The organism is Streptococcus sp. E24BD, from assembly GCF_041807825.1.
GTDB classification, from domain to species: Bacteria; Bacillota; Bacilli; order Lactobacillales; family Streptococcaceae; genus Streptococcus; species Streptococcus entericus.
On sequence record NZ_JBGTZB010000021.1, the window covers coordinates 1 to 24,002 of the forward strand.

The 24,002-nt window shown below is 44.8% G+C and carries 17 protein-coding genes, 2 tRNA genes and 1 pseudogene; 14 read left to right on the forward strand and 6 right to left on the reverse strand.

Features of this window, described 5'->3' with window-relative positions:
• Both ACERC5_RS06380 and ACERC5_RS06385 read left to right on the forward strand, forming a co-directional pair.
• A pseudogene (locus ACERC5_RS06380) lies at window positions 1-606 on the forward strand (IS3 family transposase); the annotation flags it as partial.
• A 132-nt stretch (window positions 607-738) separates the two neighbouring features.
• Window positions 739-2,976, forward strand: a complete 2,238-nt coding sequence (locus ACERC5_RS06385) for an LPXTG cell wall anchor domain-containing protein (protein WP_373659259.1) — start codon at window positions 739-741, stop codon at window positions 2,974-2,976.
• Between the two features lie 82 nt (window positions 2,977-3,058).
• Here the strand turns inward: ACERC5_RS06385 and ACERC5_RS06390 are convergent, their stop codons facing one another.
• Window positions 3,059-3,358, reverse strand: coding sequence for a hypothetical protein (locus ACERC5_RS06390; RefSeq protein ID WP_373659260.1), 300 nt, complete (start codon window positions 3,356-3,358; stop codon window positions 3,059-3,061).
• A 1-nt stretch (window position 3,359) separates the two neighbouring features.
• Entirely contained in the window at window positions 3,360-3,776 is a 417-nt protein-coding gene (locus tag ACERC5_RS06395; protein WP_373660445.1) for an HIT family protein, read from the reverse strand.
• A gap of 73 nt (window positions 3,777-3,849) precedes the next feature.
• Between ACERC5_RS06395 and ACERC5_RS06400 the strand changes: the two genes are divergently transcribed.
• The 9 genes from ACERC5_RS06400 to rsmA all read left to right on the forward strand — a co-directional run bounded on the left by ACERC5_RS06400 (window position 3,850) and on the right by rsmA (window position 10,800).
• Window positions 3,850-4,575, forward strand: coding sequence for an ABC transporter ATP-binding protein (locus ACERC5_RS06400; protein ID WP_373659262.1), 726 nt, complete (start codon window positions 3,850-3,852; stop codon window positions 4,573-4,575).
• A gap of 1 nt (window position 4,576) precedes the next feature.
• Window positions 4,577-5,620, forward strand: coding sequence for an ABC transporter permease (locus ACERC5_RS06405; protein ID WP_373659263.1), 1,044 nt, complete (start codon window positions 4,577-4,579; stop codon window positions 5,618-5,620).
• 19 nt (window positions 5,621-5,639) lie between these two features.
• Entirely contained in the window at window positions 5,640-6,446 is an 807-nt protein-coding gene (ccrZ, locus tag ACERC5_RS06410) for a cell cycle regulator CcrZ (RefSeq protein ID WP_373659264.1), read from the forward strand.
• Window positions 6,446-7,099, forward strand: a complete 654-nt coding sequence (trmB, locus tag ACERC5_RS06415; RefSeq protein WP_373659265.1) for a tRNA (guanosine(46)-N7)-methyltransferase TrmB — start codon at window positions 6,446-6,448, stop codon at window positions 7,097-7,099. The genes ccrZ and trmB overlap by 1 nt, the downstream gene beginning before the upstream one ends.
• A 56-nt stretch (window positions 7,100-7,155) precedes the next feature.
• Window positions 7,156-7,242: transfer RNA gene (locus tag ACERC5_RS06420), tRNA-Ser, on the forward strand.
• Window positions 7,243-7,424: 182 nt separating this feature from the next.
• The gene (locus ACERC5_RS06425) at window positions 7,425-8,201 is read left to right on the forward strand and encodes a TatD family hydrolase (RefSeq protein ID WP_373660446.1); all 777 of its coding nucleotides are present in this window, start codon (window positions 7,425-7,427) and stop codon (window positions 8,199-8,201) included.
• Window positions 8,173-8,763, forward strand: coding sequence for a ribonuclease M5 (gene rnmV, locus ACERC5_RS06430; RefSeq protein ID WP_373660447.1), 591 nt, complete (start codon window positions 8,173-8,175; stop codon window positions 8,761-8,763). Before ACERC5_RS06425 ends, rnmV begins: the two co-directional genes overlap by 29 nt.
• Window positions 8,764-9,918, forward strand: a complete 1,155-nt coding sequence (locus ACERC5_RS06435; RefSeq protein WP_373660448.1) for a TIR domain-containing protein — start codon at window positions 8,764-8,766, stop codon at window positions 9,916-9,918.
• A gap of 9 nt (window positions 9,919-9,927) precedes the next feature.
• Window positions 9,928-10,800: a 16S rRNA (adenine(1518)-N(6)/adenine(1519)-N(6))-dimethyltransferase RsmA gene (gene rsmA, locus ACERC5_RS06440; protein ID WP_373660449.1), complete on the forward strand. Its 873-nt coding sequence runs from the start codon at window positions 9,928-9,930 to the stop codon at window positions 10,798-10,800.
• 327 nt (window positions 10,801-11,127) lie between these two features.
• Here the strand turns inward: rsmA and ACERC5_RS06445 are convergent, their stop codons facing one another.
• The 3 genes from ACERC5_RS06445 to ACERC5_RS06455 are packed head-to-tail and all read right to left on the reverse strand — an operon-like array spanning window position 11,128 to window position 14,175.
• Window positions 11,128-12,378: a toxic anion resistance protein gene (locus tag ACERC5_RS06445; protein WP_373660450.1), complete on the reverse strand. Its 1,251-nt coding sequence runs from the start codon at window positions 12,376-12,378 to the stop codon at window positions 11,128-11,130.
• Window positions 12,379-12,401: 23 nt separating this feature from the next.
• Window positions 12,402-13,364 carry a hypothetical protein gene (locus ACERC5_RS06450; protein WP_373660451.1) on the reverse strand — a complete coding sequence of 321 codons (963 nt, stop codon included), beginning with the start codon at window positions 13,362-13,364 and terminating at the stop codon, window positions 12,402-12,404.
• A complete protein-coding gene (locus tag ACERC5_RS06455; RefSeq protein ID WP_373660452.1) occupies window positions 13,354-14,175 on the reverse strand; it encodes a hypothetical protein in 822 nt (273 codons plus the stop codon). The genes ACERC5_RS06450 and ACERC5_RS06455 overlap by 11 nt, the downstream gene beginning before the upstream one ends.
• A gap of 273 nt (window positions 14,176-14,448) precedes the next feature.
• Between ACERC5_RS06455 and ACERC5_RS06460 the strand changes: the two genes are divergently transcribed.
• Entirely contained in the window at window positions 14,449-15,735 is a 1,287-nt protein-coding gene (locus tag ACERC5_RS06460; RefSeq protein ID WP_373660453.1) for an adenylosuccinate synthase, read from the forward strand.
• Between the two features lie 134 nt (window positions 15,736-15,869).
• Window positions 15,870-17,219, forward strand: coding sequence for a glucose-6-phosphate isomerase (locus ACERC5_RS06465; protein WP_373660454.1), 1,350 nt, complete (start codon window positions 15,870-15,872; stop codon window positions 17,217-17,219).
• 507 nt (window positions 17,220-17,726) lie between these two features.
• On the opposite strand, the gene ACERC5_RS06470 is transcribed toward ACERC5_RS06465, so the two are convergent.
• A tRNA-Cys gene (locus ACERC5_RS06470) sits at window positions 17,727-17,797 on the reverse strand.
• 209 nt (window positions 17,798-18,006) lie between these two features.
• Between ACERC5_RS06470 and ACERC5_RS06475 the strand changes: the two genes are divergently transcribed.
• Window positions 18,007-23,829, forward strand: a complete 5,823-nt coding sequence (locus ACERC5_RS06475; protein ID WP_373660456.1) for a glycoside hydrolase domain-containing protein — start codon at window positions 18,007-18,009, stop codon at window positions 23,827-23,829.
• Window positions 23,830-24,002: the final 173 nt, after the last annotated feature.

The window sequence follows — 24,002 nt, forward strand, 5'->3', positions numbered from 1 at the left end:
CGTCGCATTCGTCGTATCATGAAGCGATTGAATCTCGTATCTGTTTACCAGAAAGCCAGCTTCAAACCGCATGCCAAAGGGAAAAATGACGCACCCATTCCAAACCTCTTAGCCAGACAATTCAACAAAGAAAGACCACTGGAAGCGATTGTAACAGACTTAACTTATGTCCGTGTTGGCAAGCGATGGGCTTATGTTTGCTTGATGATTGACCTCTTCAACCGTGAAATCATTGGTCTGTCAGTCGGTTGGCAGAAGACTGCAGAGTTGGTTAAACAAGCCATCCAAAGCATTCCTTACGCCCGGACAAAGGTCAACCTCTTCCACTCGGATCGGGGCAAGGAGTTCGATAATCAGTTGATTGATGAGATGCTTGAAACCTTTGGCATTACCCGTTCCCTCAGTCAAGCGGGCTGTCCCTATGATAATGCCGTCGCTGAGAGCACCTACCGCTCTTTCAAACTGGAGTTTATCAACCAGGAGACCTTCCAGTCACTAGAAGAACTAACCCTTAAAACCAAGGACTATGTCCACTGGTAGAACCATCATCGCATTCACGGTAGTCTCGATTACCAAACACCTATGGTTAAGCGAGTTATCGCTTAACAAAAACACTTTATAAAAATTGTACAGAAAAGGGGTGCCTTTTCATTAATCTAGATTGATAATACAATAGTTCTGTGATATACTAGTAAGGTAAATTAGGAACCTGAGAAATAGGTTTAGAAAGAGGTATATATGTCTTCACGTAAGATTACAAAAGTTTGTCGTCTAGCTCTAGCCACTGCACTACTAGCAGGAACGCTATCAACAGCCACACCTGTTTGGGCGGAAGAATCGACAGCAGCTCAGAGATTGGGAAAAGTTCTTAATGGTGGAAAAATTGACGATCAAAAAGCTAAAGAAGTTAAAGAAGTTCTTCAAGACTTTACTATCGAGGAATTGAATAAAGCGGTTAAAGTTCCAAGCGGACTTGATATTCTTGTTAATAATAATACGGATGCTAAGGTTCAGCTGTATAGGCTGATTTTGGAAGAATTTGGAAGACGTCACCTTAGCGAAGGTCAAGAAAATATTGCAGATGAACTTAGAGACAAGGTAAAACAGCTTGAGGAAATAGGAAGGACTGTAAAACAGTTACAAGAGGAACTTAAACAAAGGGAAGAACAGTTTATCAGTAGGGTTGATGAACTGAGTAAAGCAAAGGAACAGTTACAACGTGAAAAAGACGAACTAGCTTCTAAACTTGACAAAAACGATACAGAACAAAAAAACCATCAGTTGCAAGAAGAATTGAAAAAAGTAAAAGCTCAGTTAGAAGATAACAAAGAAAAAGCCAAACAATTAGAGGAATACCTTTCTGAAAAAGAAAAGGAACAAATCAAATCTGATATCGAAGTCAAACGTCTTAGAGATGAGAAAACTAGTTTAGAACATCAAAAGAAAGGTTTGGAATCTGAAAAGGCTAATTTAGAGCAACGTATTGCTAAAGCGAATCAAGACACACAACAACTCCAAGCCGATCGTGAGGAAGCTCGCAAAGAAAAAGATGAGTTGCAGAAACAAAAAGATGATTTAGAGTCTCAAAAAAATAATTTAGCAAGAATAATAGAGACTTTAGAAACACAGAAAAAGAATCTGGAAACAGAAAAACAGAAATTAGAAGAAGCTCTGAAAGATAAACCTGATGGGAAAGCTCAACTTGAAAACATGAAGCTTAAAGAAGAGCAGGAGCGTCTAAGTGCAGAAAAAGAACGCTTAACCGCAGAACTTGAGAAAGAAAAGGCAAAACAAGCCGAGCTGAGCACACAACTAACCGATAGTCAGAAAAAACTCAGCGAGAAATCAGCAGAAGTAGACACGTTGAAACAAAAAGAGCAAGCCCTATTAACTGAAGAAGCTGATTTGGAAACTAAGAAAGCTCAGTTAGAGACTGATAAAGCTGAACTAGAAGACAAAGTCAAGTCACTTGAAGAACAGTTAGCTAAAAAACCTCAGCCAAACGAGCAAATGCTTGAGCAAGACCAGCAAAAACTTGAGGATTTGCAGAAACAATTGGCAGACTTAGAGGGTAAGAACGAAGACTTGATGACTCAAAAGTCTAACTTGGAAAAACAACTGCAATCTAAAGACGACGAAGCTGTTAAACAAAAACAAGACCTAGAACGTCGCTTGTCTGAAAACCAAGCCAACTTACAGAAGTTGCAGTCAGAGCATGATAAATTGGCAGACGAACTTAAAGATTCTCAAGATGCCGTAAAACAATTAGAAGACGAACTTGCTAGGTTAAGCAAAGAAAATCTTAATCTTAAAAAGAGCTTATCAGAGGTGCAAGCAAATGGACAGGAATTGCAATCTGAAAAAGATCGTCTGTCTAAAGAGCTTGAAAAATCAGAAGCCTTAGTTGGTGAGTTGAAAGCAAGACTTGCTGAGCTGAAAAAACCAGATGATAGGATGGAGCAACCGAAAGCTGAGCAACCTAAAGTACCAAATTCTGAAGGTGGAAAACCAAAAGAAAAAGAAGAGCAAATCAAACCAATTTTGCCTGTCGAGCCTGAAAAACAGCCTAAGTCAGACGAGAAAAAAATCGGTAAAACCGAACCTTTGATCAATGAAGATAAACCACAGTTTGAACTCGATAAAGATCATGATGGTGATGGGCATACTAGTCGTAGTGAGCTGGATGCCGGTACTAATCCATTAGATTCAGCATCTGTCCCACGACTGATGCGCAATCAAAATATGCCGAAACCTGATAAAAGGATGGTTAAAGCTGACCCTGTGGTTAAATCAAGCGATAAGCAGCGGACAGTTATGCCTGCCACCCAAGCAGCGCCTATGCCTAAGTCAACAGACAAAGGCATGAAGAAACAGTTACCAAATACCGGTACTAGTTCAACTGATTTGTTGCAATACCTCGGCTTATTGACTGGATTCACAGGACTTCTTGCTTATTCAAGAAAAAGAAAAAACTAGTCTCAAAGCTTGAACAAGAGATGATAAACACAATAAACCGAGCTGGAAACGGCTCGGTTTTCGTGTGTAATCGTGTTGTTGACTATTCCTCTTTTTTCTGATATTTGGCTAAAATGTTCTGGATAGCCACAAGGTGTGGCTTGCTTTCTTCTTGAAATAGGCGGAGCTTGTAGTTGATGTCTTTGCTTAGTTGATTCAGCGCTGGCAGGCTGTTTTGAACCTCTGTGACATCTGCTTTTACTTGGTCAAGCTTGTCCTGACTGTCGGTTAGGGTAACTCTGGCTTTAGCTAGTTGTTTAATCAGTCTGACTCGGTTCTGATAAAGTTGATAACCAATTCCTGTCAGCACAGACAGCCAAAGAAGTGAACGGAGTTTTTTCATCTTAGTTGACCTCCTGTTGGATGTGCTTGGCCAGCTCTGCTAATTTCCCAAAATCAGGCTCATGTTGAGCAAAGCGAATATCCAAGCCGTCACCAGACGCAAATCGTGGTAAGAGGTGGATATGGGCATGAAAAACCGTCTGACCTGCAGCTTCTTCGCTGTTGTTAATTAGGTTGATGCCGTCTGCGCCTGTTGTCTTGACCAAGGCTTGCGCCAGTTTTGGTACGACCCCAAAGACCTGATGAGCAGTGTCAGCGCTCATGTCAAGAAGATTTTTGCAGTGCTGTTTAGGGATAATCAGCGTATGCCCAGGGGTTACTTGAGTGATATCAAGAAATGCCAGTACCTGTTCATCCTCATAAATCTGACTTGAGGGGATGGCTCCTGAGACGATTTGGCAAAAAATACAGTCTGTCATGGGTTGAAACCTCCTAAAATAGCTAAATTTTGTTATACTTAATACAAGTATAGCAAAGAAAGAGAGAAAAGTCTTGTTACGGGTTGAAAACATCACAGGTGGTTATCATCATCTGCCTGTCTTAACAGAAGTGAGTTTTGAGGTCAAGAGTGGCGAACTGGTCGGTCTCATTGGTCTAAATGGGGCTGGCAAGTCAACGACGATTAAGGAAATTATCGGTCTCTTACGTCCAGACAAGGGTAGGATTAGTCTAGGTGGTCTGACCTTGGCTGATGATGCCATAGCTTATCGGAAAAAAATTGGCTTTATTCCTGAGAGTCCGAGTTTATACAGTGAGTTGACCCTGCGTGAGCATTTAGAGACAGTAGCCATGGCTTATGATTTGCCTATCGAGCTAGTCATGACAAGGGCGGAGGGTTTGTTGACCCTGTTTCGTTTATCGGATAAATTGGACTGGTTTCCCACTGATTTTTCAAAAGGGATGCAACAAAAAGTCATGCTGATTTGTGCCTTTGTGGTAGAGCCAGAGCTGTTTATCATTGATGAGCCCTTTTTAGGGCTTGATCCTCAGGCAATTGCTGATTTGATGACCTTGCTAGCAGAGCAAAAAGCAGCTGGGAAAGCGATTTTGATGAGCACCCATGTTTTGGACACAGCGGAGCGCATCTGTGACCGTTTTGTCCTCCTTCACCAAGGACGCGTGCTGGCCCAGGGCAGTCTTGCTGACTTGCGGGAACAGTTTGGGGATTATCAGGCTAGCCTTAACAGCATGTATTTGCACTGGACGAGGGAGGCCTGAGATGAGGGATCTCTTTGAAGAACGGCGTCGTTCCTTTTATCAGCGCCTAACCACTTATCTGCCTTACGTTTTCAATGACCATTTTGTTTTGGTTCTCATGGTTGGGTTGGGGGTTCTGCTCTATCAGTACCGAGAATTGTTGAATAATCCGCCTATTTTCTCGTTTTGGCTTTATGGGCTCCTCTGCGTCTTCGGGCTTGGTTTACTTAGTGTTGGGCAGGTGGCGACCTACATCTTGCCCCCGGATCGCCATTACCTCTTAACTAAGGAGACTGTTTTGGTTGGTTTGGTTAAGGAGGCCAATAGCAGAGCTGCTCTCTTTGGAAGCCTTGTTCAACTGGCTGGGTGGTGCTTGCTCTATCCCTTGCTTCATCAGCTGGGCTGGTCAGTCTGGGGCTTTGTCGCATTTTTGATTGTCGTGACGGTGGTTAAGTTAATTCTTGCCAATCGTCGCTTGATGAGGCTTGGTCGTCAAAATGGTCTTGACTGGGATAAACTGGTAACAACTGAAGTGCAGCGACAACAGCGACTCTTGCAGTTTTTTGCCCTCTTTACCAATGTCAAAGGCATCACCAGTAGTGTGAAAAGACGCCCCTACCTTAATGTTTTGAATAGATTTGCTCCAAAAGGGCAAGGAAAGCTGTATCATCAGCTGTTCTGGCGAGCCTTTTTACGCAGTGGTGACTATCTGGGCTTGTTTTTGCGGTTGACAGGATTAGCTATGCTCAGTTTATTTGGGGTGTCCAGTCCCTACCTGGGGGCAGGTCTGGCTGGTATGTTGAACTTTTTACTGAGTTTTCAACTGTTAGCTTTGTCCAATCACTATGACCATCACTATTTGCTAAAGGTAATGCCTCTAGCAGGTTTTGGTCAGAAAACGGCCCTGCTCTGGCTGATACGGCGACTAAGTCTGGTAGCGCTTCTGATTGAGTTGCCTTTTGCCAAAACATGGTCTGCCGCTCTGCTATTAACCGCCATCAACGTGGTAGTCCTCTATGCCTACATGCCTCATAAAGCAGAACGAATGATTGACGAGACGGCTTAAAACAGGTAAAATAAATAAGATGGAAATAAGGAGAAATCTTGTGACAAACGATAAAGAGTTAACATTAGCCCCTTTGAAAGGTAAGAGCGGGCAAGCTTTTCTAGGAACGTATCCCAATGGGGATCGGGTGTTTGTGAAGATGAATACGACCCCAATCTTAGCCGCTTTGGCTAAGGAACAAATTGCGCCCCATCTCTTGTGGACCAAACGGACACCAAACGGTGATACCATGAGTGTGCAGGAGTGGTTGGACGGTAGGCTGTTGGAGCGCGCTGACATGACGAGCAAGCAGATTGCGCAAATTTTAGCACGTCTGCACCAGTCAAAACAACTCCGCAATCAGCTGTTACAGCTTAATTACCGCATCGAAAACCCTTATGACTTGTTAGCAGAGTGGGAAAAAAATGCTCCGCTCCAATTAAGAGAAAATTCTTACCTTCAGACCATTGTTCAAGAATTGAAGCGTCAACTGCCAGACTTCAAAGCCGATTTGGCAACAATTGTTCACGGTGATGTGAGACACACGAACTGGGTGATTACAACCAGTGGCATGATTTACCTGGTAGATTGGGATTCAGTGAGGTTGACTGATCGTATGTACGATGTTGCCCAGATTCTTAGTCACTATGTGCCAAAAGCGCATTGGCAGGAATGGCTGGTTTATTACGGTTACAAGTACAACGATTTAGTGCTTAATAAATTTTATTGGTATGGGCAATTTTCTTATCTGTCTCAGATTTTAACCTTTTTTGAGTTGAGAGAGATGGATAAGGTCAATCAAGAAATCTATGACCTTCGCCAATTTAGAAATGGAATCAAAAACTGATGCGTGTCAGAAATCGAAAAGGGGCAGCGGATTATTTAGCTGCCAATCCCCAGTACGTTATCCTCAACCCTGAAGACAGTAAGGGCAAATGGCGTCAGGTGTTTGGGAATAATCATCCGATTCATATCGAGGTTGGTTCTGGTAAGGGACGATTTATCACAGGTATGGCTGCCCAAAACCCTGATATTAACTATATCGGCATTGATGTTCAGCTCTCAGTGCTTAGCTATACTTTAGACAAGGTTTTAGAGAGCGATTTGCCTAATATCAAGTTGCTGCGTGTTGATGGATCCAGCCTGACCAATTACTTTGAGGCCGGAGAAATTGACTTGCTCTACCTTAACTTTAGTGACCCTTGGCCAAAAACACGCCACGAAAAACGGCGCTTGACCTACAGGAGCTTTTTAGAAACGTTTGAGCAGATTTTGCCACCTGGCGGTGAAATTCACTTCAAAACAGACAATCGTGGGCTCTTTGAGTATAGTTTGGCGAGCATGTCTCAGTATGGTATGGTGCTCAATCAGGTTTGGTTGGACCTACATGCCAGTGATTACGAAGGCAATGTTATGACCGAGTACGAGGAAAAATTTTCCAAAAAAGGTCAGGTCATCTACCGCCTAGAAGCACAGTTTGACAAGCCCAAAAAAGTATGATAGACTAATGAGGTAGTTTTAGCGATACGATATGGTCGCAAGACTATCTTGCTTATGGAGAGGTCGCATAGTGGCTGAGTGCGCTGGCTTGGAAAGCTAGTAGTCCTTAACGGGGCTCGGGGGTTCGAATCCCCTCCTCTCCTTTTTAACCCCTTGATAAATCAAGGGTTCCAGAGATGACCTCAATAATATGATAAACTCCTTCGCAAAGTGACAGCGAAGGAGTTTATTGTTGATGGTCTCTCGTCAGGTGAATGCCAAATGTTTATCGTGTGACGACGCTGACTTCCTTTTTATTTACCTGCAAATATGGTACAATAAGCCTATGACATTAGAAATCTTTGACACTCATACCCACCTTAACGTGCCCACTTTTGATGGACGTGTGGCAGACGAATTAGCATTGGCAAAAGAGCTGGGCGTAATCACCCACAATGTGGTTGGTTTTGACCGGTCGACCATCGAACGCGCCATTGAACTGGCGGATCAGCATCCTGAGATTTACCTGACCTTGGGCTGGCATCCGACGGAAGCTGGCAGCTACACCGATGATGTCGAGGCTTTTTTGCGTGATAAGCTCCGTCACCCCAAGGTCATCGCGCTTGGCGAGATTGGGCTGGATTATTACTGGATGGAGGATCCTAAGGACGTGCAGGAAGCTGTCTTTCGCCGTCAGGTTCAGCTGTCCAAAGAGCTGGACTTGCCCTTTGTGATCCACACACGAGACGCCTTAGAGGACACGCTGACCATCATTGAGAGCGAGGGCGTGGGTCCTCGTGGTGGCATTATGCATTCTTACTCGGGCTCTTGGGAAATGGCAGAGCGCTTTATCGAGCTAGGGATGATGATTTCTTTGTCGGGAGTAGTCACCTTTAAGAAGTCTATCGAACTGCACGAAGTGGCGAAGAAGATTCCTTTGGACAAGTTACTCGTCGAAACGGATGCTCCATACCTAGCCCCAGTCCCTAAACGTGGTAAGGAAAACAAGACGGCCTATACCAGATACGTTGTGGACTATATCGCAGAGCTCAGAGGCATGACCAGCGAAGAGGTCGCACGCATCACGACAGAAAATGCAAAGAGGTTTTTCAAACTTGACTGATAAAATCACGATACAAGAAGTCCTTGTCGTAGAAGGCAAGGATGATACCGCCAACCTCAAACGTTTTTACGAGGTGGAGACCTATGAGACCCGTGGTTCGGCGATTTCAGACGAGGATTTGGAGCGCATTGAGGCGCTCCATGACCTGCGAGGGGTGATTGTCTTTACAGACCCAGACTACAATGGGGAGCGGATTCGCAAGATCATCAGCTCTGCTATTCCCACCGTCAAACACGCCTTTCTCAACCGTGACGAGGCAGCCCCACGCTCAAAAACCAAGGGGCGGTCGCTAGGTGTTGAACATGCCAGTTTTGAGGACTTGGAAAAGGCGTTGGCTGGGGTGCGTGGCTACTATGATGATGAGGACCATTTTGACATCAGGCAGGCAGACCTCATTCGGCTGGGGCTCCTGATGGGAGCAGATAGCCGACAGCGCAGGGAGTACCTCGGTCAGAACCTACGCATCGGCTACACCAATGGCAAACAGCTCCTCAAACGCCTGAGACTGTTTGGTGTGACCTTGAAAGAGGTGGAGGAGTGTATGGGGGAGTATGGTATTTAGATGGGTAAAGTATTTTTTTCGTGGCAATCAGATTTGCCAAATTCTACCAATAGAAGTTTTATTGAGTCTATTGTGGAAAAAGCTATCAAGCAAGTTAATGATGAAATAGAGTTCTCTCTGGAAACAACTGTTGATAGGGATACAAAAAATATTTTAGGCAGTCCAGATATAGCAAACACTATTCTTGAAAAGATATCAAAAAGTGATATTTTTATTGCGGATATTTCCATTATCAATAATGAGAGTAAAGGTAGAAAAACCGCTAATCCTAATGTACTTTTTGAATTAGGGTATGCTGTAAATGAGCTTGGTTGGGATAGGGTAATATGTTTATTTAATTCTGATTTTGGTGATGTATCAGATTTACCATTTGATTTGCGAAATAGACGTGTTATCAGATACGATACAACTAATCGTGCTAAAACTAAGCAGGAACTAGTTAAAGTAATTGTAAAAATTATTAAATCTAATTCTAGTTTGTTGGAGATTAGAAGAGAAGTTAGTGATTATTATAGCATCAACATCTATTCGTGTTTTATCACTATTTTAAGTCGAATACTTAAAGTGTTGTTTGGCAATGCTACTGAATGTACTATTGGAAACATAAGTAAATTATTTTTACTTGATGTTTCAGATATAGAAAAACAAATGTCACAAAGCCAATTAGGTTTTAATCTTTTTCGTAGCTATGAGAAGACTGTGGATATTCTAGTTGATGAGTTAGATAGAATTGTTTCCATAAATCATTTTAATGCTAAACTGTATGTCCCGATAATTCAGTTAATTAAAGAGCTAAAATCTTATAATCTATATTTGAATAGAGAGAGGCAATTGAATAATTACATGCAAGAAGATTCTGAGGAGTCCATTTATAAACTGGTTGGAGGAGAAAACAATCGGTATATTCTAGGCAAGTTATTAAATGATGAACAGATACAAGTTATTGATTTTGGTGATGTTAAGCGTAAAGATCATATAGATAATTCCTTATACTATTACGATTTAGATGGACATTGGGTACAATTTTACTCGCTTCATTTTAAAAATTGTATTGATAAAATTAGTAAGTTTGTAGAGATTAATGGCGGAGAGTTTCTTATAGATAATACGGTAATACTACTAGGCAATAGAAAAAATACTAAACAGGATAATTGAAAATATAACATGAACATCGCAGATAAAAACGTTACCCGTGCTATTTTGGACCGTCACGGGTTTACCTTTAAGAAGTCTTTCGGTCAGAACTTTTTGACCGATACCAATATTTTGCAGAAGATTGTTGATACCGCCGAGATTGATGAGACCGTCAATGTCATCGAGATTGGACCTGGTATTGGGGCTTTGACCGAGTTTTTGGCAGAGCGTGCCGCTGAGGTCATGGCTTTTGAAATTGATGACCGCCTGATTCCCATCTTGGCGGATACGCTGGGGCGGTTTGATAATGTCCAAGTTGTTCATGCGGACATTTTGACGGTGGACTTGCAGACCCAAATCAAGCAGTTTAAGAACCCTGACCTGCCTATCAAGGTGGTGGCAAACCTTCCCTATTACATCACGACGCCCATTCTCATGCACCTGATCGAGTGCAAGATTCCTTTTGCTGAGTTTGTGGTCATGATGCAAAAGGAGGTCGCTGACCGCATTTCCGCAGAGCCTAACACCAAGGCCTACGGCAGCCTCTCCATAGCTGTCCAGTACCACATGACTGCCAAGGTCGCCTTCATCGTGCCCCGCACGGTCTTTGTGCCGGCCCCCAACGTGGACTCGGCCATCCTCAAGATGGTTCGTCGTCCTGAGCCCTTGGTCAGCGTTAAGGACGAAGATTATTTCTTTCGTATCGCCAAGGCCAGCTTTGTTCACCGTCGCAAGACCTTGTGGAACAACCTGACCAACCATTTTGGCAAGTCAGAGAAGGTGAAGGACAAGCTCACGCAGGCGCTTGGCATGGCAGAGCTAGAAGCCTCTGTCCGTGGCGAAGCCCTGACCCTAGCGGACTTTGCTAGATTAGCGGATAGCCTGCAAGAAGCAGGATTATAGGTTTGATTAACTGTCCTTTTTAAGGGCAGTTTTTTGCTCTGCTATTACCTTTAAAACTACTTCAAAGGAAATCCACTGACATAAACAGTGTGCTTAAAAAGCTCCATAAGATGTAGTGACTTAACTGACTATAATCTTATAGAGCTTTAAAATGAAGATAAATCTGTTAACCTATAATCGTTACTAATTTTGTTTACTTAACGTGATAAGAGACGATCAAGAGCCCTAACGCACTTCTAAGCTGGCAAAAGGTGTAAAAACTGTTCTCAGCCTGTGCAGTGACTAACTCCTTAAAAGGTTAAAACTGAGGTGTTCAACTTTGCTAGTTTAACGATTAATGTTGTCTTGTGTGGCTCGTCCTTCATTGAGCAGGGCTTGGACAATTTTTTCATCACGCAATTTAACCGAATCATTGATGGTTTCTGCAGACTTGATGATAGCTGTTTCCAGTTGCGCTCGTTGGTTGCGCCCTTGGTCAATGGCGGCAATGATGCCGTTATTTTGTGCAATAAGGCTCTCCGCAATGGCAGTGACAGACGCGAGATTAAGGGTTGGGCGTTGGGCAGCATTTTCCAAAGCAGGAATAGCCTCCTTGCTGGTTTCTGCTAGCATTTGCAGGGCCGCATTGTTGGCATTGACGATAGCGTCCGCTGTTGCACCAGAGCGGACAGACTGTTGAAGGATGCCCAGTTGAGCGATAGAGAGCTTCATGGTTGGGATGGTGTTGCGACGCAACATGCCTAGTTTTTGTCGCATGTCAGATGATACTTTGACGAGATTGCGCATTTGAGGTGTTGTTGCCCATGCCACATAAAGACGGCTGACATACTCTGTATGTTGTTGTTCGAGTGTGTTGACGACCTCGGTTAGACGGGCTAGTTCCTCAGATTTGACATGATAGTCAGCTGATTGTAGGTCAAGGTTGGCTACCTGATGGTGAAGATCCAAGGCACGATTGGAAGCCTCTTTCTGAGTGGCTTCCAGGAAGGCAACCACACCGACTAAGTTCTCGATAGATTTTGTGTTTTCTTCGATAAGCATCTCAGCTGAGACGATGTTACGTGCTAAGGTATCCTCTTGCTTCACCACATGGGCAGCCATGCTGTCCATTTTTTGTTCGATGTTCTGAGCATCGAAGTAAAACTCTTGAAGGGTGTTTTTGCCCTGTTTGAACATTTTTTGGAAAAAATTGGGTTTTTGCTCCAAATCCGCTGGCTTGATGTCCTTGTATTTGGCAACAAAACCGTTGAGTTCACGGTTGGTGTTTTGGAGCAGGTCATCAACTTGAGGAATGTCTAGTTTCTTTTGTTCAGACAAGATGTGATTGACGGTTTTATTAACCTCTTCGACGGCGGCTTGACCGAAATCTAGCAAGGCATTCTGGTCAGTGATGAAACTGTCGACTAGCTGTGGTGCTCGTTCGGTAATCGCTGTTTGTTGTTCAGGTGTTAACTTATCCAGAAAGCCCACCTGCCCTGTTCCTAACTCCTTGGTTGTTTGGATGATTTCAGTTGTTTTATCAACCTTTCTGACAGCATTGTTGGCAATTTTATCAATATCAAAATTAAATTGGCTCATAGGATCTCCTTAGGTTTGATTGGCTAGACAGTTGAGTTGAGCAGTCGTAGATTGACTTCGAACTCGTGCATAGCATTTTCATTGAGTTGGCGGACTTGTTCTTTTAAATCGTTGGCGAAGCGCTCGATGGTTTCTTGGGCTGTGGTCAAGCGTTTCTCAGCGTCATAGTAATGGTTTGGGTGCTCTTTGATGGTAAGGTAACCAGTTAGGATGCTGTTAAATCGCAACATGCTAGTCTGATGAAGTTCTAGCAATTCAGCCTGATTAGCGAGTTGGCTTTTCTTGATTTGCTCCTTAATGAGCTGGCTATCTTGTCTAATCTGATAGACAGCTGCACTGATTTCAGGAGCGATTTGCTTAATGTTGTGTTGATCTGGCAATTGACTTTCCCAGTCATGCTGTAACTGATGCAAGGTATCCTGAATCAGTTGTCGCTCAGTAGCGATGCGGGTCATCAAGCGTTGAAAGGTCGCCAGGTCTAACCTGTTTTTTTGTTGATTAAGCTGATCTGCCAGTTGCTCTAGTTCTGTCAAGACCTCAGGTGCTGATGCCTTATAGGCGGCGTGTTGCTTGGATTCGGCTAACGCCTTTAACCGAGACACGCTGCCATCAAGCTGTTTAACAGTGGACTTGATTTGGTCAATCGTTGGCAGGGCTGCGACTCGTTGACCGCTTAATTTCTGCTGCTGGCGAGTGGATAATTGGTTGGATACGGCATAGCCACCCCAGAGTAGCCCAGTAAATCCAAATAAAGCCCCAAAAAACTCAGTGTAGCTAAGCGGAAGAAAAGCACATAGGGCAATTAAAAAAATGGTGTAGGGCCGTCGATTGGCTGGCAAAGTTCTGCGATTAATCTGCTTTTTTAGCGACCAAAACATGATTAAACTAATACCAGAACCAACCAAGAAAGGATTGTTGCCCAATGTTCCCCAAAATACTAGGGATAGGACAGCTGTGAATCGCCAGAATAATCGATTAGTTCTCATCTTTACGCTCCTTTTGGCTCATCAGCCGTAAACTCACCTCAAAATCACTTAACTCCTTCTCGTTGAGTTCTTTTAAGGTGTCATCCAAGTCCAAATCAAATTGTTCCAGAGCTGTTTTTGCTCGTTCCAAGCGTTCTTGCGCTTGATAGAAATCTTTCGGAGACGCTTTGATGTTCAGATAACCTGACAAAATGTCTTCGAACCGATTCATGTTGGTGTCATGCAAAGCGGTGAGCTCAGATTGATTGGGGATCGTTTTGATTTTTTCACGGATAATACGGTCATCCATGCGAATATTGCGATAGCAAGTTAACAATTCTGGAGCCAGCTGAAGCACGCGCTCCTCCTCGGGGTTCAACGGCTCACTATCCGTGGATAAGCCTAGTCGGTTCAATTCTGTCGTAATCTCGCCAGTCACTTGAGTGACTTTTTTTGACACACGCTGGTAGATTTCTTGCCCCATGTCCTCTTTGAGTTGGTCAGCCTCATTTTGGATGGTTTTTAGTTGGGGCAAAAGCTGGCGCGCCAACACGCCGTATTGGGTGTACTCTTTTTGGGACTGATAGTCCTCAAGCAAGCTTACTTGGCGATCGGCGCGTTTAATCTTACCTTTGAGGTCTTGCAAGCGAGGGTTGGGGCTTTGGCTAGGCAGTCTTCTTTGTTTAGCCACTAATTGATAGATAACAAATCCGATAGCACCCGCTAGTATTAAGGGTAAGGTAGCAAGTAAAGCGCCCATACCAAGCATTGCTAGGACGACATAAAGAACAATCTTTTCGTCTTTCATCCGCTTTACTCTGTGTTTTGTCATTGTTGTCCTTTCCGTATACTATCTTACCTTATATTTTAGCTAAAAACAGACAACTTTACAAGAAATTACTGTGATTTTAGCCTGTCTGTGTTTATTCAAAAGCAACCTTTGACATGAAAACTTTACGTTCTAAAAAATGACAACGTTTTTTAAATTAAAAAGCGAACCAATATAGGTTTTTATTGATTTTTTAACAAAAAAAGCTTATAATGTTTTAGGATAGAACGCACTAGGCTTGTGCATGTAGCGAGCCAAAAGAAAGGTGAACAAGAAATGACAGCAGTTGTTGTAGTAGGCACCCAGTGGGGTGACGAAGGAAAAGGCAAGATTACAGATTTCTTGGCAGCGGAGGCAGAGGTTATCGCCCGCTACCAAGGCGGAGACAATGCAGGACATACCATCGTTATTGATGGTAAAAAGTTCAAGCTACACTTGATTCCGTCCGGGATTTTCTTCCCTGAAAAGACGGCTGTTATCGGAAATGGGATGGTGGTCAATCCCAAGGCGCTGGTTAAGGAGCTAGACTACCTTCATGGTGAGGGAGTGACGATGGATAATCTGCGGATTTCAGATCGTGCGCACATCATTTTGCCTTACCACATCAAGCTTGATCAGTTACAAGAAGAGGCAAAAGGTGACCAAAAAATCGGCACCACCATCAAGGGGATTGGTCCAGCCTATATGGACAAGGCAGGTCGTGTTGGTATCCGTATTGCGGATTTGCTGGATAAAGAGGTCTTTGCAGAGCGGTTGCGTGTGAACTTGGCAGAGAAAAATCGCCTCTTTGAAAAGTTCTATGAAGCAGATACCTTGGATTTTGAGGAAATTTTTGAAGAATACTACTCCTACGGTCAGCAAATCAAGCAGTATGTGACGGATACCTCTGTCGTGCTTAATGATGCGCTTGATACGGATAAGCGGGTGCTCTTTGAAGGCGCTCAAGGTGTCATGTTGGACATTGACCAAGGAACCTATCCGTTTGTGACGTCATCGAACCCTGTCGCTGGTGGGGTGACCATCGGCTCTGGTGTCGGACCAAGCAAAATCAGCAAGGTGGTTGGTGTCTGCAAGGCTTATACCAGCCGTGTTGGTGAGGGGGCGTTCCCAACCGAACTCCATGACGAGATTGGCCAGCGTATCCGTGAAATCGGAAAAGAATACGGCACGACCACAGGTCGCCCACGCCGTGTGGGCTGGTTTGACAGTGTGGTCATGCGTCATAGCCGCCGTGTTTCTGGCATTACCAACCTGTGCCTCAACTCGATTGATGTCTTGTCAGGGCTTGAGACTGTGAAAATCTGTGTGGCTTATGACCTTGATGGGGAGCGAATTGATTACTACCCGGCTAGCACCGTTCAGCTCAACCGCTGCAAGCCGATTTATGAGGAGTTGCCAGGTTGGTCCGAGGACATCACAGGTGTTCGTCGTTTTGAAGACCTACCGCTTCATGCTCAGAACTATGTCAAGCGGATTACAGAGCTGGTTGGTGTGGAACTCTTGACCTTCTCTGTCGGTCCAGACCGCGACCAGACCAATATTGTTGCAGATTTGTGGCATTAAGGCTGTATCATCTAGCTGCTTAATGAGGGGCTAGATGATTTTGTTTCAATGCTCACAAATTACAAGGAATGCTTGATTTTTGCCCCATAAAAAGGTAAAATATAGGGGATATTAGTTAGAAAGGTTATCAACGCATGACAACTATTCGATTTGATTATTCTAAAGTACTAGGGACTTTTGTTGGACAGGAGGAGTTGGATTACTTGCAACCGCAAGTGACTCTGGCAGATAAATTGCTCCGCGAAAAGACTGGTCCAGGGAGTGACTTTTTGGGCTGGTTAGATTTACCAGAGAACTATGATAAAGACGAGTTTGAGCGTATCTTAGCAGCGGCTGAGCAGATTAAGTCTGACAGCGAGGTGCTAGTGGTTATCGGTATCGGAGGCTCTTACTTGGGGGCCAAAGCAGCCATTGACTTCCTCAACCATCACTTTGCTAACTTGCTGTCTGCACAAGAGCGCAAAGCGCCTCAAATTTTGTACGCTGGAAACTCTATTTCCTCAACCTACTTGGCAGACTTGGTGGAGTATGTGGCAGATAAGGATTTCTCTGTCAACGTGATTTCTAAGTCAGGGACAACGACTGAACCAGCGATTGCTTTTCGTGTGTTTAAAGAGCTCTTGGTTAAAAAATATGGTCAAGAGGAAGCCAACAAACGCATCTATGCCACGACAGATAAGGCTAAAGGGGCGGTTAAGGTGGAGGCAGACGCCAACAACTGGCAGACTTTTGTCGTGCCAGATGATGTCGGTGGTCGCTTCTCGGTCTTGACAGCTGTAGGGCTTTTGCCGATTGCTGCTAGCGGTGCGGACATCAAACAGCTCATAGCTGGTGCCAATGCGGCCCGCCAGGCATTGACCTCAGATAAAATCACTGACAATATTGCCTACCAGTATGCAGCCTTGCGGACAGTGCTTTATCGCAAGGGCTATGTGACAGAGATTTTGGCTAACTATGAGCCATCGCTCCAGTATTTTGGCGAGTGGTGGAAGCAGTTAGCTGGTGAATCTGAAGGTAAAAACCAGAAAGGTATCTACCCAACATCTGCTAACTTCTCGACTGATTTGCACTCTTTGGGGCAATTTATCCAAGAAGGCTATCGCAACTTGTTTGAGACGGTGGTGCGTGTGGATAAGCCACGTAAAAACGTCTTAATTCCAGAGCTGGCTGAGGATTTGGATGGTTTAGGTTACCTGCAAGGCAAGGATGTTGATTTTGTTAACAAAAAGGCAACAGACGGTGTGCTACTAGCTCACACAGATGGCGGCGTGCCCAACCTCTTTGTCATCTTGAAGGAGCAGGATGCCTTTACGCTGGGTTATGCTATTTACTTCTTTGAGCTAGCCATTGCTATCACAGGTTACCTCAACAGTGTCAACCCATTTGACCAGCCAGGTGTTGAAGCTTATAAGAAAAACATGTTTGCCCTTCTTGGCAAGCCAGGCTTTGAGGAACTGTCAGATGAGCTGAATGCACGTCTATAAGCTGATAAAACAGTGCCTAGAAAAGGCTAAACGTTAGTCAGCGTAATCAACTGATTTATAGCGAAGAGAAACCTCCTGTAAATGTTTGAACCGCACCTCAAAATTAGATTTTTTCTGTTTAACTTTTTGGGGGCGGTTCAATTTTTGCCAGGGGTCTTTTTGATGCTATTGTTCACAATAGCTGAAAATGTTTTGGGTTTTATTTCTGATACAGAGATAATTTGGCGGATGACTAGCAGAAGACAAAGTACTCGTTTTTGAGGATTATCGCTGTTATTAAGTTGAAGTAGTGGTAGACTTTCCTCTATTCTTTAAGTTATTGAATATTAGGGTTAATAGCTCTTTTTTAGTCTTTCTGTACTCCGTCATCTCAACTAATAAAGTTGATGGGGACAGGCTTTTTTTTTTATTGACCAAATAAAATCAACGGCTATTTATTGATAAAAAAGACGAACTCATTTTTATGAGTTCGTCTTAGCATTTGACAGCACCTAGAGGTGCACCTAGAGGCGGTAACCGGATTTGAACCGGTGATCAAGCTTTTGCAGAGCCGTGCCTTACCACTTGGCTATACCGCCATAACAGCAACTATTATAGCCTATTTTTTCAGAATCGTCAAGACCTATTTGTGTTAGTTTGTGCTAGCATCATTTGACTAGGATAAGGGGGTTAGTGAGAGGGAGGGATAAAATTATTTACTAAAATTTCAAGTAAAAAATTGCGTCATTTTTTATTTTATGTTATAATAAGACAAAAAATAAAAACACTTTCAAAAAAGGAGAGAAAAATGAAAGACTTATGGTCTAAAAAACAGATTTTTTCCATTCGGAAATTGTCCTTGGGTGCCTGTTCGGTTGCAATCGGTTCTGTGCTATTTGCCAATGGGGGAACAGTGTTGGCAGAGACGAGCGCAACTGAGGCAAATATTGATCCAGCCGTTGCTCAGTCTTTAGAAAAAGAAACTGCTACAGAAAAGGAGCCAGCTACCGCCTTACCTGAAGGAGAAGCAGTAGAAACCTCTCCTCGTGTAGCTGACCAGCCCCTTGTTTCTAACTCACCAGCCTCTTCTCATGAACGTGAGGCTCTGATAGGCTTGTTAGCTAGTATTTCTAATGAAGATCTGTCACTCTATACAGAAGCTAGCCGAACCGCTTTTATGGGAGCCATCGAAGCAGCTCGTCAAGTTATTGCTAATGAGCAATCAACCAGCGAAGAATTGCGTGCAGCACTTGCTCAACTACACGCAGCAGCTCAGGCTTTGGAAGAAGCTCAATCTGCCTCTGAACGGGAGGTTCAGCTAACAGGTGGTGTGGTTGATACCAACCTTCAGTATACACAAGATAAATATGATACTGTTCCTTTGGCTGCACAAGGCCAGCTAACCGCTTGGCGCAACGATACAGCAACTTCTCAATTAACCATTAAGTCTGGCGAAGATGCCCTAACTAATGTTCGAGTTGAAGTGAGCGATTTTACTGACGGTACAAACACGATCAGCAAGGACAACATCACAGCACATTTTATCAAGTCAGTCCAAGCTTTCACTGGTATGCAGGGCTACGGCAGCACCACGCGTCCTATTCCAACAGGTAACCGTGCAGAAGCTAACGAGGTCATCTATCAGACGGAGCCTTTAGCTACCATGGCAGCTAATAGCCTGCAGAACGTGTGGTTGACCATCAAGGTGCCTGAGCAGGCAGTAGCAGGTCGATATACAGGTACGGTAAAAGTTCTGGCAGACCACTTAGCAACACCGCTCAGCTTTAACTATACCTTGGAAGTTGCCGATGCGACCCTAAAACCAGTGACTGACTTCAAAGATAGCTTTGATATTGAGTTATGGCAAAATCCATTTGCAGTAGCTGAGTACTACAATGTTGAGCCGTTTTCTGAAAAACATTTTGAGATTTTAAGGCCACATATGGAGCGCTATAAGGCACTGGGTGGTCATGCCGTAACAACGACCATCGTTGAGGAGGCTTGGGCAGGTCAGACTTACAGTAAAAATGAGATCAAATTCCCATCCATGATTGATTGGACCAAGAAAGCTGACGGTACCTTCAGTTTTGACTACACCAAGTTTGATAAATGGGTGGAATTTAACAAATCCCTTGGTCTCGGTGACAAGATTGTTGGCTACAGTGTGGCGCCATGGACCAATCAGTTCCGTTATTTTGACGAAGCCACTGGGCAAAAAGTGATCAGCCGCTACACCGTTGGTAGTGAGGAATACACAAAAACGTGGAATGCTTTCCTCCAAGACTTTATCGTTCATGTGGAGAGAAAAGGCTGGAAGGATCAGGTTTATATCGGTATCGACGAACGTGGGTTTGACAAACGAGCCTTTGACTTGATTGACAGTGTCCGTAGCATCGACGGCAAACCATTCAAGACAGCAGGTGCCATGGATGGCTTTGTTAACAAGCGTGAGTTAGCTATGCGAGTGACCGACCTCAATGTCGGTGCCAATGCCGTCAAGGCTCACCCTGTTGAGTTTGAAGCCTTGCGTAAAGAACGGGCGGCTCGCGGTCTTCGGACAACCATTTACACGGCAACAGGTGAGAAACCAGGGAACTTCTCTCTTAGCGCACCAGGCGAGAGCTACTGGACCATGCTCTATGCCTATGCGGTTGGTGGTCAAGGCTTCCTGCGCTGGGCCTATGATTCATGGGTGGAAAATCCTCTGGAAGATGCTACGCACAATGCCTTTGAAACAGGCGACCCTTTCCTCGTCTACCCAGATTTGAAAACCAGTGCCAACCCAGTTTCCAAATCAACCTTACGTTTGGAAAAAATGGCAGAAGGCATTCGCGATGTCAACAAGTTAATCCAAATCAAAGAAGAAACACCAGCCCTTGCTGAGCGTGTTGACCGTTTGCTCAAAACAGTCAAGGCGCAATATCCGAACAATCGCCTATATCTGACCGAAGAAGGTAAACAAGCTCTTGCCCGTGATATGCAGGCCATCAAGGATGAGATTGCGGCCATTTCCCGTGAACATGTTACCTTGAAACAAACAGGCTCAAGAGAGGTTGAGAGCATCGCTATCCGTGGCGAGGTGGCGCAACCGCTAATTGTTGGCACAAGTCGCCAACTGACTGCTGCGTTGGCGCCAACCAATCTCATCAACCCACTGGTAACTTGGACCAGTAGCAACCCATTGATTGCTAGCGTCTCGGAAACGGGTGAGGTGACCGCTTTGAAGGCAGGTCAAGTGACCATCACAGCAACCTCTAAGCAAGACCCTAGTAAATCAGCTCAGGAGACACTTACTGTTGAACGTTTGACCGTTGACCAAGCTGCTCAGGTTGCCTATTATGCCTTTGATGATACCACAAGTCCAGTTCGTGATTCATGGGGCGACCGTCATGGTCAACCAGCAACTAGTCAACTGGTAGATGGAATTTCTGGTAAAGCCCTGCGTTTGGAGCCAGGTCAACAAGTGACCTTACCTAACCTGCCGTCTCTTAACCACGACTGGTCTGTTGGGTATTGGCTTTACAACGAATCCGAAGGTGCCAACCGCCACTCTATCCTAAGTAGTACTGATGGTCAGCGCTCCCTTGATACTCGACTAGCGACAAATCGTGAAAAAGCAGGTGTGCACGTTGGTAAAGGTGCAGGAGATGTCTTGACCTTTAACCATACCGCACCAAAAGGTAACTGGGTGCATTACACGTGGACCAATAGCGCACAAGACGGTCTCAGTCTCTATGTCAATGGTCAGCTGGTGCAAACAAACGCTTGGACAAAAACACGTGACTTTATCCTCCCAGCTAATGTGATCGGTGGTAGCAATGTTAAAGGGCTACTGGATGAGCTCAAGATTTACAACCGTTCCTTGACAGGTGCCGAGGTTGTCGCTTCCATGCAGGTCAAAGGGCTCAATGTGGCTGAAACAGCTTTGGAACTCTATATCAACGACAGCCAGCAAGTCAATGCTGATCTAATTTCTGATGCTGCTGATAAGACTGTAACCTACACCATCACTGACCCAGAGATCGCTAGTGTTGATGCTAATGGTCGTGTAACAGCGCTGAAAAAAGGTCGCACAAGCTTGGTTATCGAAAACACGGCAGGTGGCTATCGCAAGGAAATCCCAGTGACGGTCGAAAAACGTCTGGAAATCCAGTACACTATTCCAACCTATAAGATGCCAGAAGCTAACTTGTCTGATGTGGAAAAGGCACCAAACACACCACGTCAGTACTTGGCTCACCCAGACATGCTCATGCTGGACGATAACCAAACCCTGCTAACAGCCTTCGTAGTTGGACATGGACGAGGACCGGTGGTCATGAAAGTTAGCCATGATGGTGGCGAGACATGGACAGAGAAAACTGATATTCCAGCGTCATGGGCAAATTCTTGGGAAACACCAACCCTCTATAAACTGAATTTCAAAGACGGTTCACAAAAACTGATCATGATTGCAGGACGACCAAACTGGCATGGCAATACCAGCGGCGGTTGGGATACTTCAATCTCCACAGACAATGGTCAAACCTGGTCAGAGTACAAACAGTTCCAGCCAACCAAAGCAGATGGTTCACAAAACTTCTCAATCGTTGCCATGTCTAGCTTGACCCAGCTCAAGGATGAGGCAGGTAACTTTATCGACAAATGGATGGGGCTATACATTGACGCTAGCTTTGTCAACTACAAAACCTACCTGACCTTCGATGAGCAAGGCAACGAGCAATGGAGTGCTCCTGAGAAATTGATTCCTGAGCACCGTGATATTGAAGCAGCAACTCAGCTGGCTGAAGTCGGCGTCTTCCGTTCACCAGACGGCAAGCGTCTAGTCGCTCTCGGTCGCTCTCAATCTCACCAACATAAGTCAACCATGTTCTACTCGGATGATGAAGGTCAGACATGGACCCGTCCAGAATTCATGCAAGGCGCCCTACAAGGGGAACGCCATAAGATTGCTTATGATCCAATTAGCGGTCGTCTGCTAGTCACTTTCCGTGAGATTACGCTGGATTACAACAAAAATGGTAAAATTGAACCAGGTGACTGGCGAGCTGGGGAATGGGTAGCCTGGGTTGGTACCTATGAAGACATCATGAACCAGAACGAAGGTCAGTACCGAATTCTTATCGCTGAGGATTGGGCGCAGAACCACTTCTCAGGTGATACGGGCTATGCTGGGTTGGTTGTTCAACCTGACGGCACCTTCATCATGAACTCTTACGGTCACTTTGACAGAGAGTTTTCTGAAAAATGGAAAGGTGGAGTAACCACTGACCTCAGCTACATTAAACAAGCTAAGTTCAAGCTCGGTCAGATCGACCAAGCGCTTGGTTTGGTGGATAAAAGCCAGCTCCTAGCTGCCTTGACACCGCTTGAAGCAATTGCAGCAACTGATTACACCGAGGACAGTTACCAAGCCTTTAGTCAGAAAGTCGCTGCTGCGCGAGCCGTTCACGACAGCCTAACCACACAGCAGGTTGAAATTGATCGTGCGCTGGCTGGTCTGGAACATGTCGCAGAGATGTTGGTAAGAAAACCAGAGGAGCTAGCCGATTACAGCCGCTTGCAAGAGTTGCTATTGAGTATCCCAGAAGACCTCACCATGTATACGGACGAAAGTTTAGTTGCTCTGGAAAGTGCCATTTCGGCTATTCAGTTGGATAAAAAAGCCTCAGATCAAGCTATCGTTGATGGTTATATCTCAACTATCACAGAAGCTCTCGCTAAACTGGAGAAAAAACAACAAGTGGCCGAAGAAGACCAGCTGCCTGAAAAACCAAGCGATGAGCAAAATGATAACACCGATACCAACGCAGGAGACAACACAACCAAACCTGACATCACACAACCATCTCGTCAAATCAAGGATATTGACTCAGGTATCATCGCAGAGGTTCAAACAGCGGATGCCAAGGTGGCAGGCTTGAGAGTGGTCTTCCACAAAGAGACTGACAACCCTGAAACACCAGCCATCCTCAAAGGTACCGACTACGACCTCTTTGACATCGAGCTGGTCGACAAGGATGGTAATGTCACCAAACCAGCTGCTCCGGTTGACGTTTACCTGCCGATTGATGACGGTAAAGACGTCGCTCAGGTGGTTTACCTACCAAATAGTGACCAGAGCCAAAGCCTGTCATTCATAACAGTGACTCGTGATGGCAAGCGCTATGCTAAGTTCACCGCAGAGCACTTCAGTGAGTATGGTATTGTTTATGAGCCACAATCAACACCGGTTCCAGATCCAGACCATGTTCCGACTCCAGGAACCCCTGGTCAAGGTGGCAACACACCAGACACTGGTAATACACCAAATAAACCTGTGGACAAGGATAAATTGGCGACCGATTTGCTTAAAGCAATCGATGCATCTAACTTGACTGACGAGCAAAAAGGTGATTTGGCTGTCAAGGTAGCCTTCGCAGAAACTGAAGCTGAACTCGAAGCCATCAAGGCAGAAGTTGCTAAGCTTGTTAAGGTGGCAAGCCAATCAGTAGCTCCTGTAGCTTCAGCACCAGCAAGTAAGAAGGGACTCCCTGCAACAGGCGATGCCCACACAGCTCTAGCCGCTGTCGGCGCAACAGCCCTCCTATCAGCTCTAGGCTTAGCCGGACTGAGAAGACGAGCTAGATAAGCTAATAAAAACTAGATTGGCCATGAGCCAGTCTAGTTTTTTGATTATGTGACTTTAAGTCCGTTTCGCACCTACGGAGCGAAACAAACAACCACCCGCTATGCGGGTGCGCATCGCAGGTTATACCAAAAAAAACTCCAAACGCGATACAATAAAGGTGTTCAAGCCTATTG

What these genes read in the sequence shown, in the direction of transcription:
- ACERC5_RS06445 (WP_373660450.1), bottom strand. Translation starts at nt 12,378, where the DNA reads ATGAGCCAATTTAATTTTGATATTGATAAAATTGCCAACAATGCTGTC.
- ccrZ (WP_373659264.1), top strand. Translation starts at nt 5,640, where the DNA reads ATGGAAATAAGGAGAAATCTTGTGACAAACGATAAAGAGTTAACATTA.
- ACERC5_RS06435 (WP_373660448.1), top strand. Translation starts at nt 8,764, where the DNA reads ATGGGTAAAGTATTTTTTTCGTGGCAATCAGATTTGCCAAATTCTACC.
- ACERC5_RS06450 (WP_373660451.1), bottom strand. Translation starts at nt 13,364, where the DNA reads ATGAGAACTAATCGATTATTCTGGCGATTCACAGCTGTCCTATCCCTA.
- ACERC5_RS06460 (WP_373660453.1), top strand. Translation starts at nt 14,449, where the DNA reads ATGACAGCAGTTGTTGTAGTAGGCACCCAGTGGGGTGACGAAGGAAAA.
- ACERC5_RS06465 (WP_373660454.1), top strand. Translation starts at nt 15,870, where the DNA reads ATGACAACTATTCGATTTGATTATTCTAAAGTACTAGGGACTTTTGTT.
- ACERC5_RS06405 (WP_373659263.1), top strand. Translation starts at nt 4,577, where the DNA reads ATGAGGGATCTCTTTGAAGAACGGCGTCGTTCCTTTTATCAGCGCCTA.
- rsmA (WP_373660449.1), top strand. Translation starts at nt 9,928, where the DNA reads ATGAACATCGCAGATAAAAACGTTACCCGTGCTATTTTGGACCGTCAC.
- ACERC5_RS06395 (WP_373660445.1), bottom strand. Translation starts at nt 3,776, where the DNA reads ATGACAGACTGTATTTTTTGCCAAATCGTCTCAGGAGCCATCCCCTCA.
- ACERC5_RS06390 (WP_373659260.1), bottom strand. Translation starts at nt 3,358, where the DNA reads ATGAAAAAACTCCGTTCACTTCTTTGGCTGTCTGTGCTGACAGGAATT.
- ACERC5_RS06385 (WP_373659259.1), top strand. Translation starts at nt 739, where the DNA reads ATGTCTTCACGTAAGATTACAAAAGTTTGTCGTCTAGCTCTAGCCACT.
- rnmV (WP_373660447.1), top strand. Translation starts at nt 8,173, where the DNA reads ATGCAAAGAGGTTTTTCAAACTTGACTGATAAAATCACGATACAAGAA.
- ACERC5_RS06475 (WP_373660456.1), top strand. Translation starts at nt 18,007, where the DNA reads ATGAAAGACTTATGGTCTAAAAAACAGATTTTTTCCATTCGGAAATTG.
- ACERC5_RS06455 (WP_373660452.1), bottom strand. Translation starts at nt 14,175, where the DNA reads ATGACAAAACACAGAGTAAAGCGGATGAAAGACGAAAAGATTGTTCTT.
- ACERC5_RS06425 (WP_373660446.1), top strand. Translation starts at nt 7,425, where the DNA reads ATGACATTAGAAATCTTTGACACTCATACCCACCTTAACGTGCCCACT.
- trmB (WP_373659265.1), top strand. Translation starts at nt 6,446, where the DNA reads ATGCGTGTCAGAAATCGAAAAGGGGCAGCGGATTATTTAGCTGCCAAT.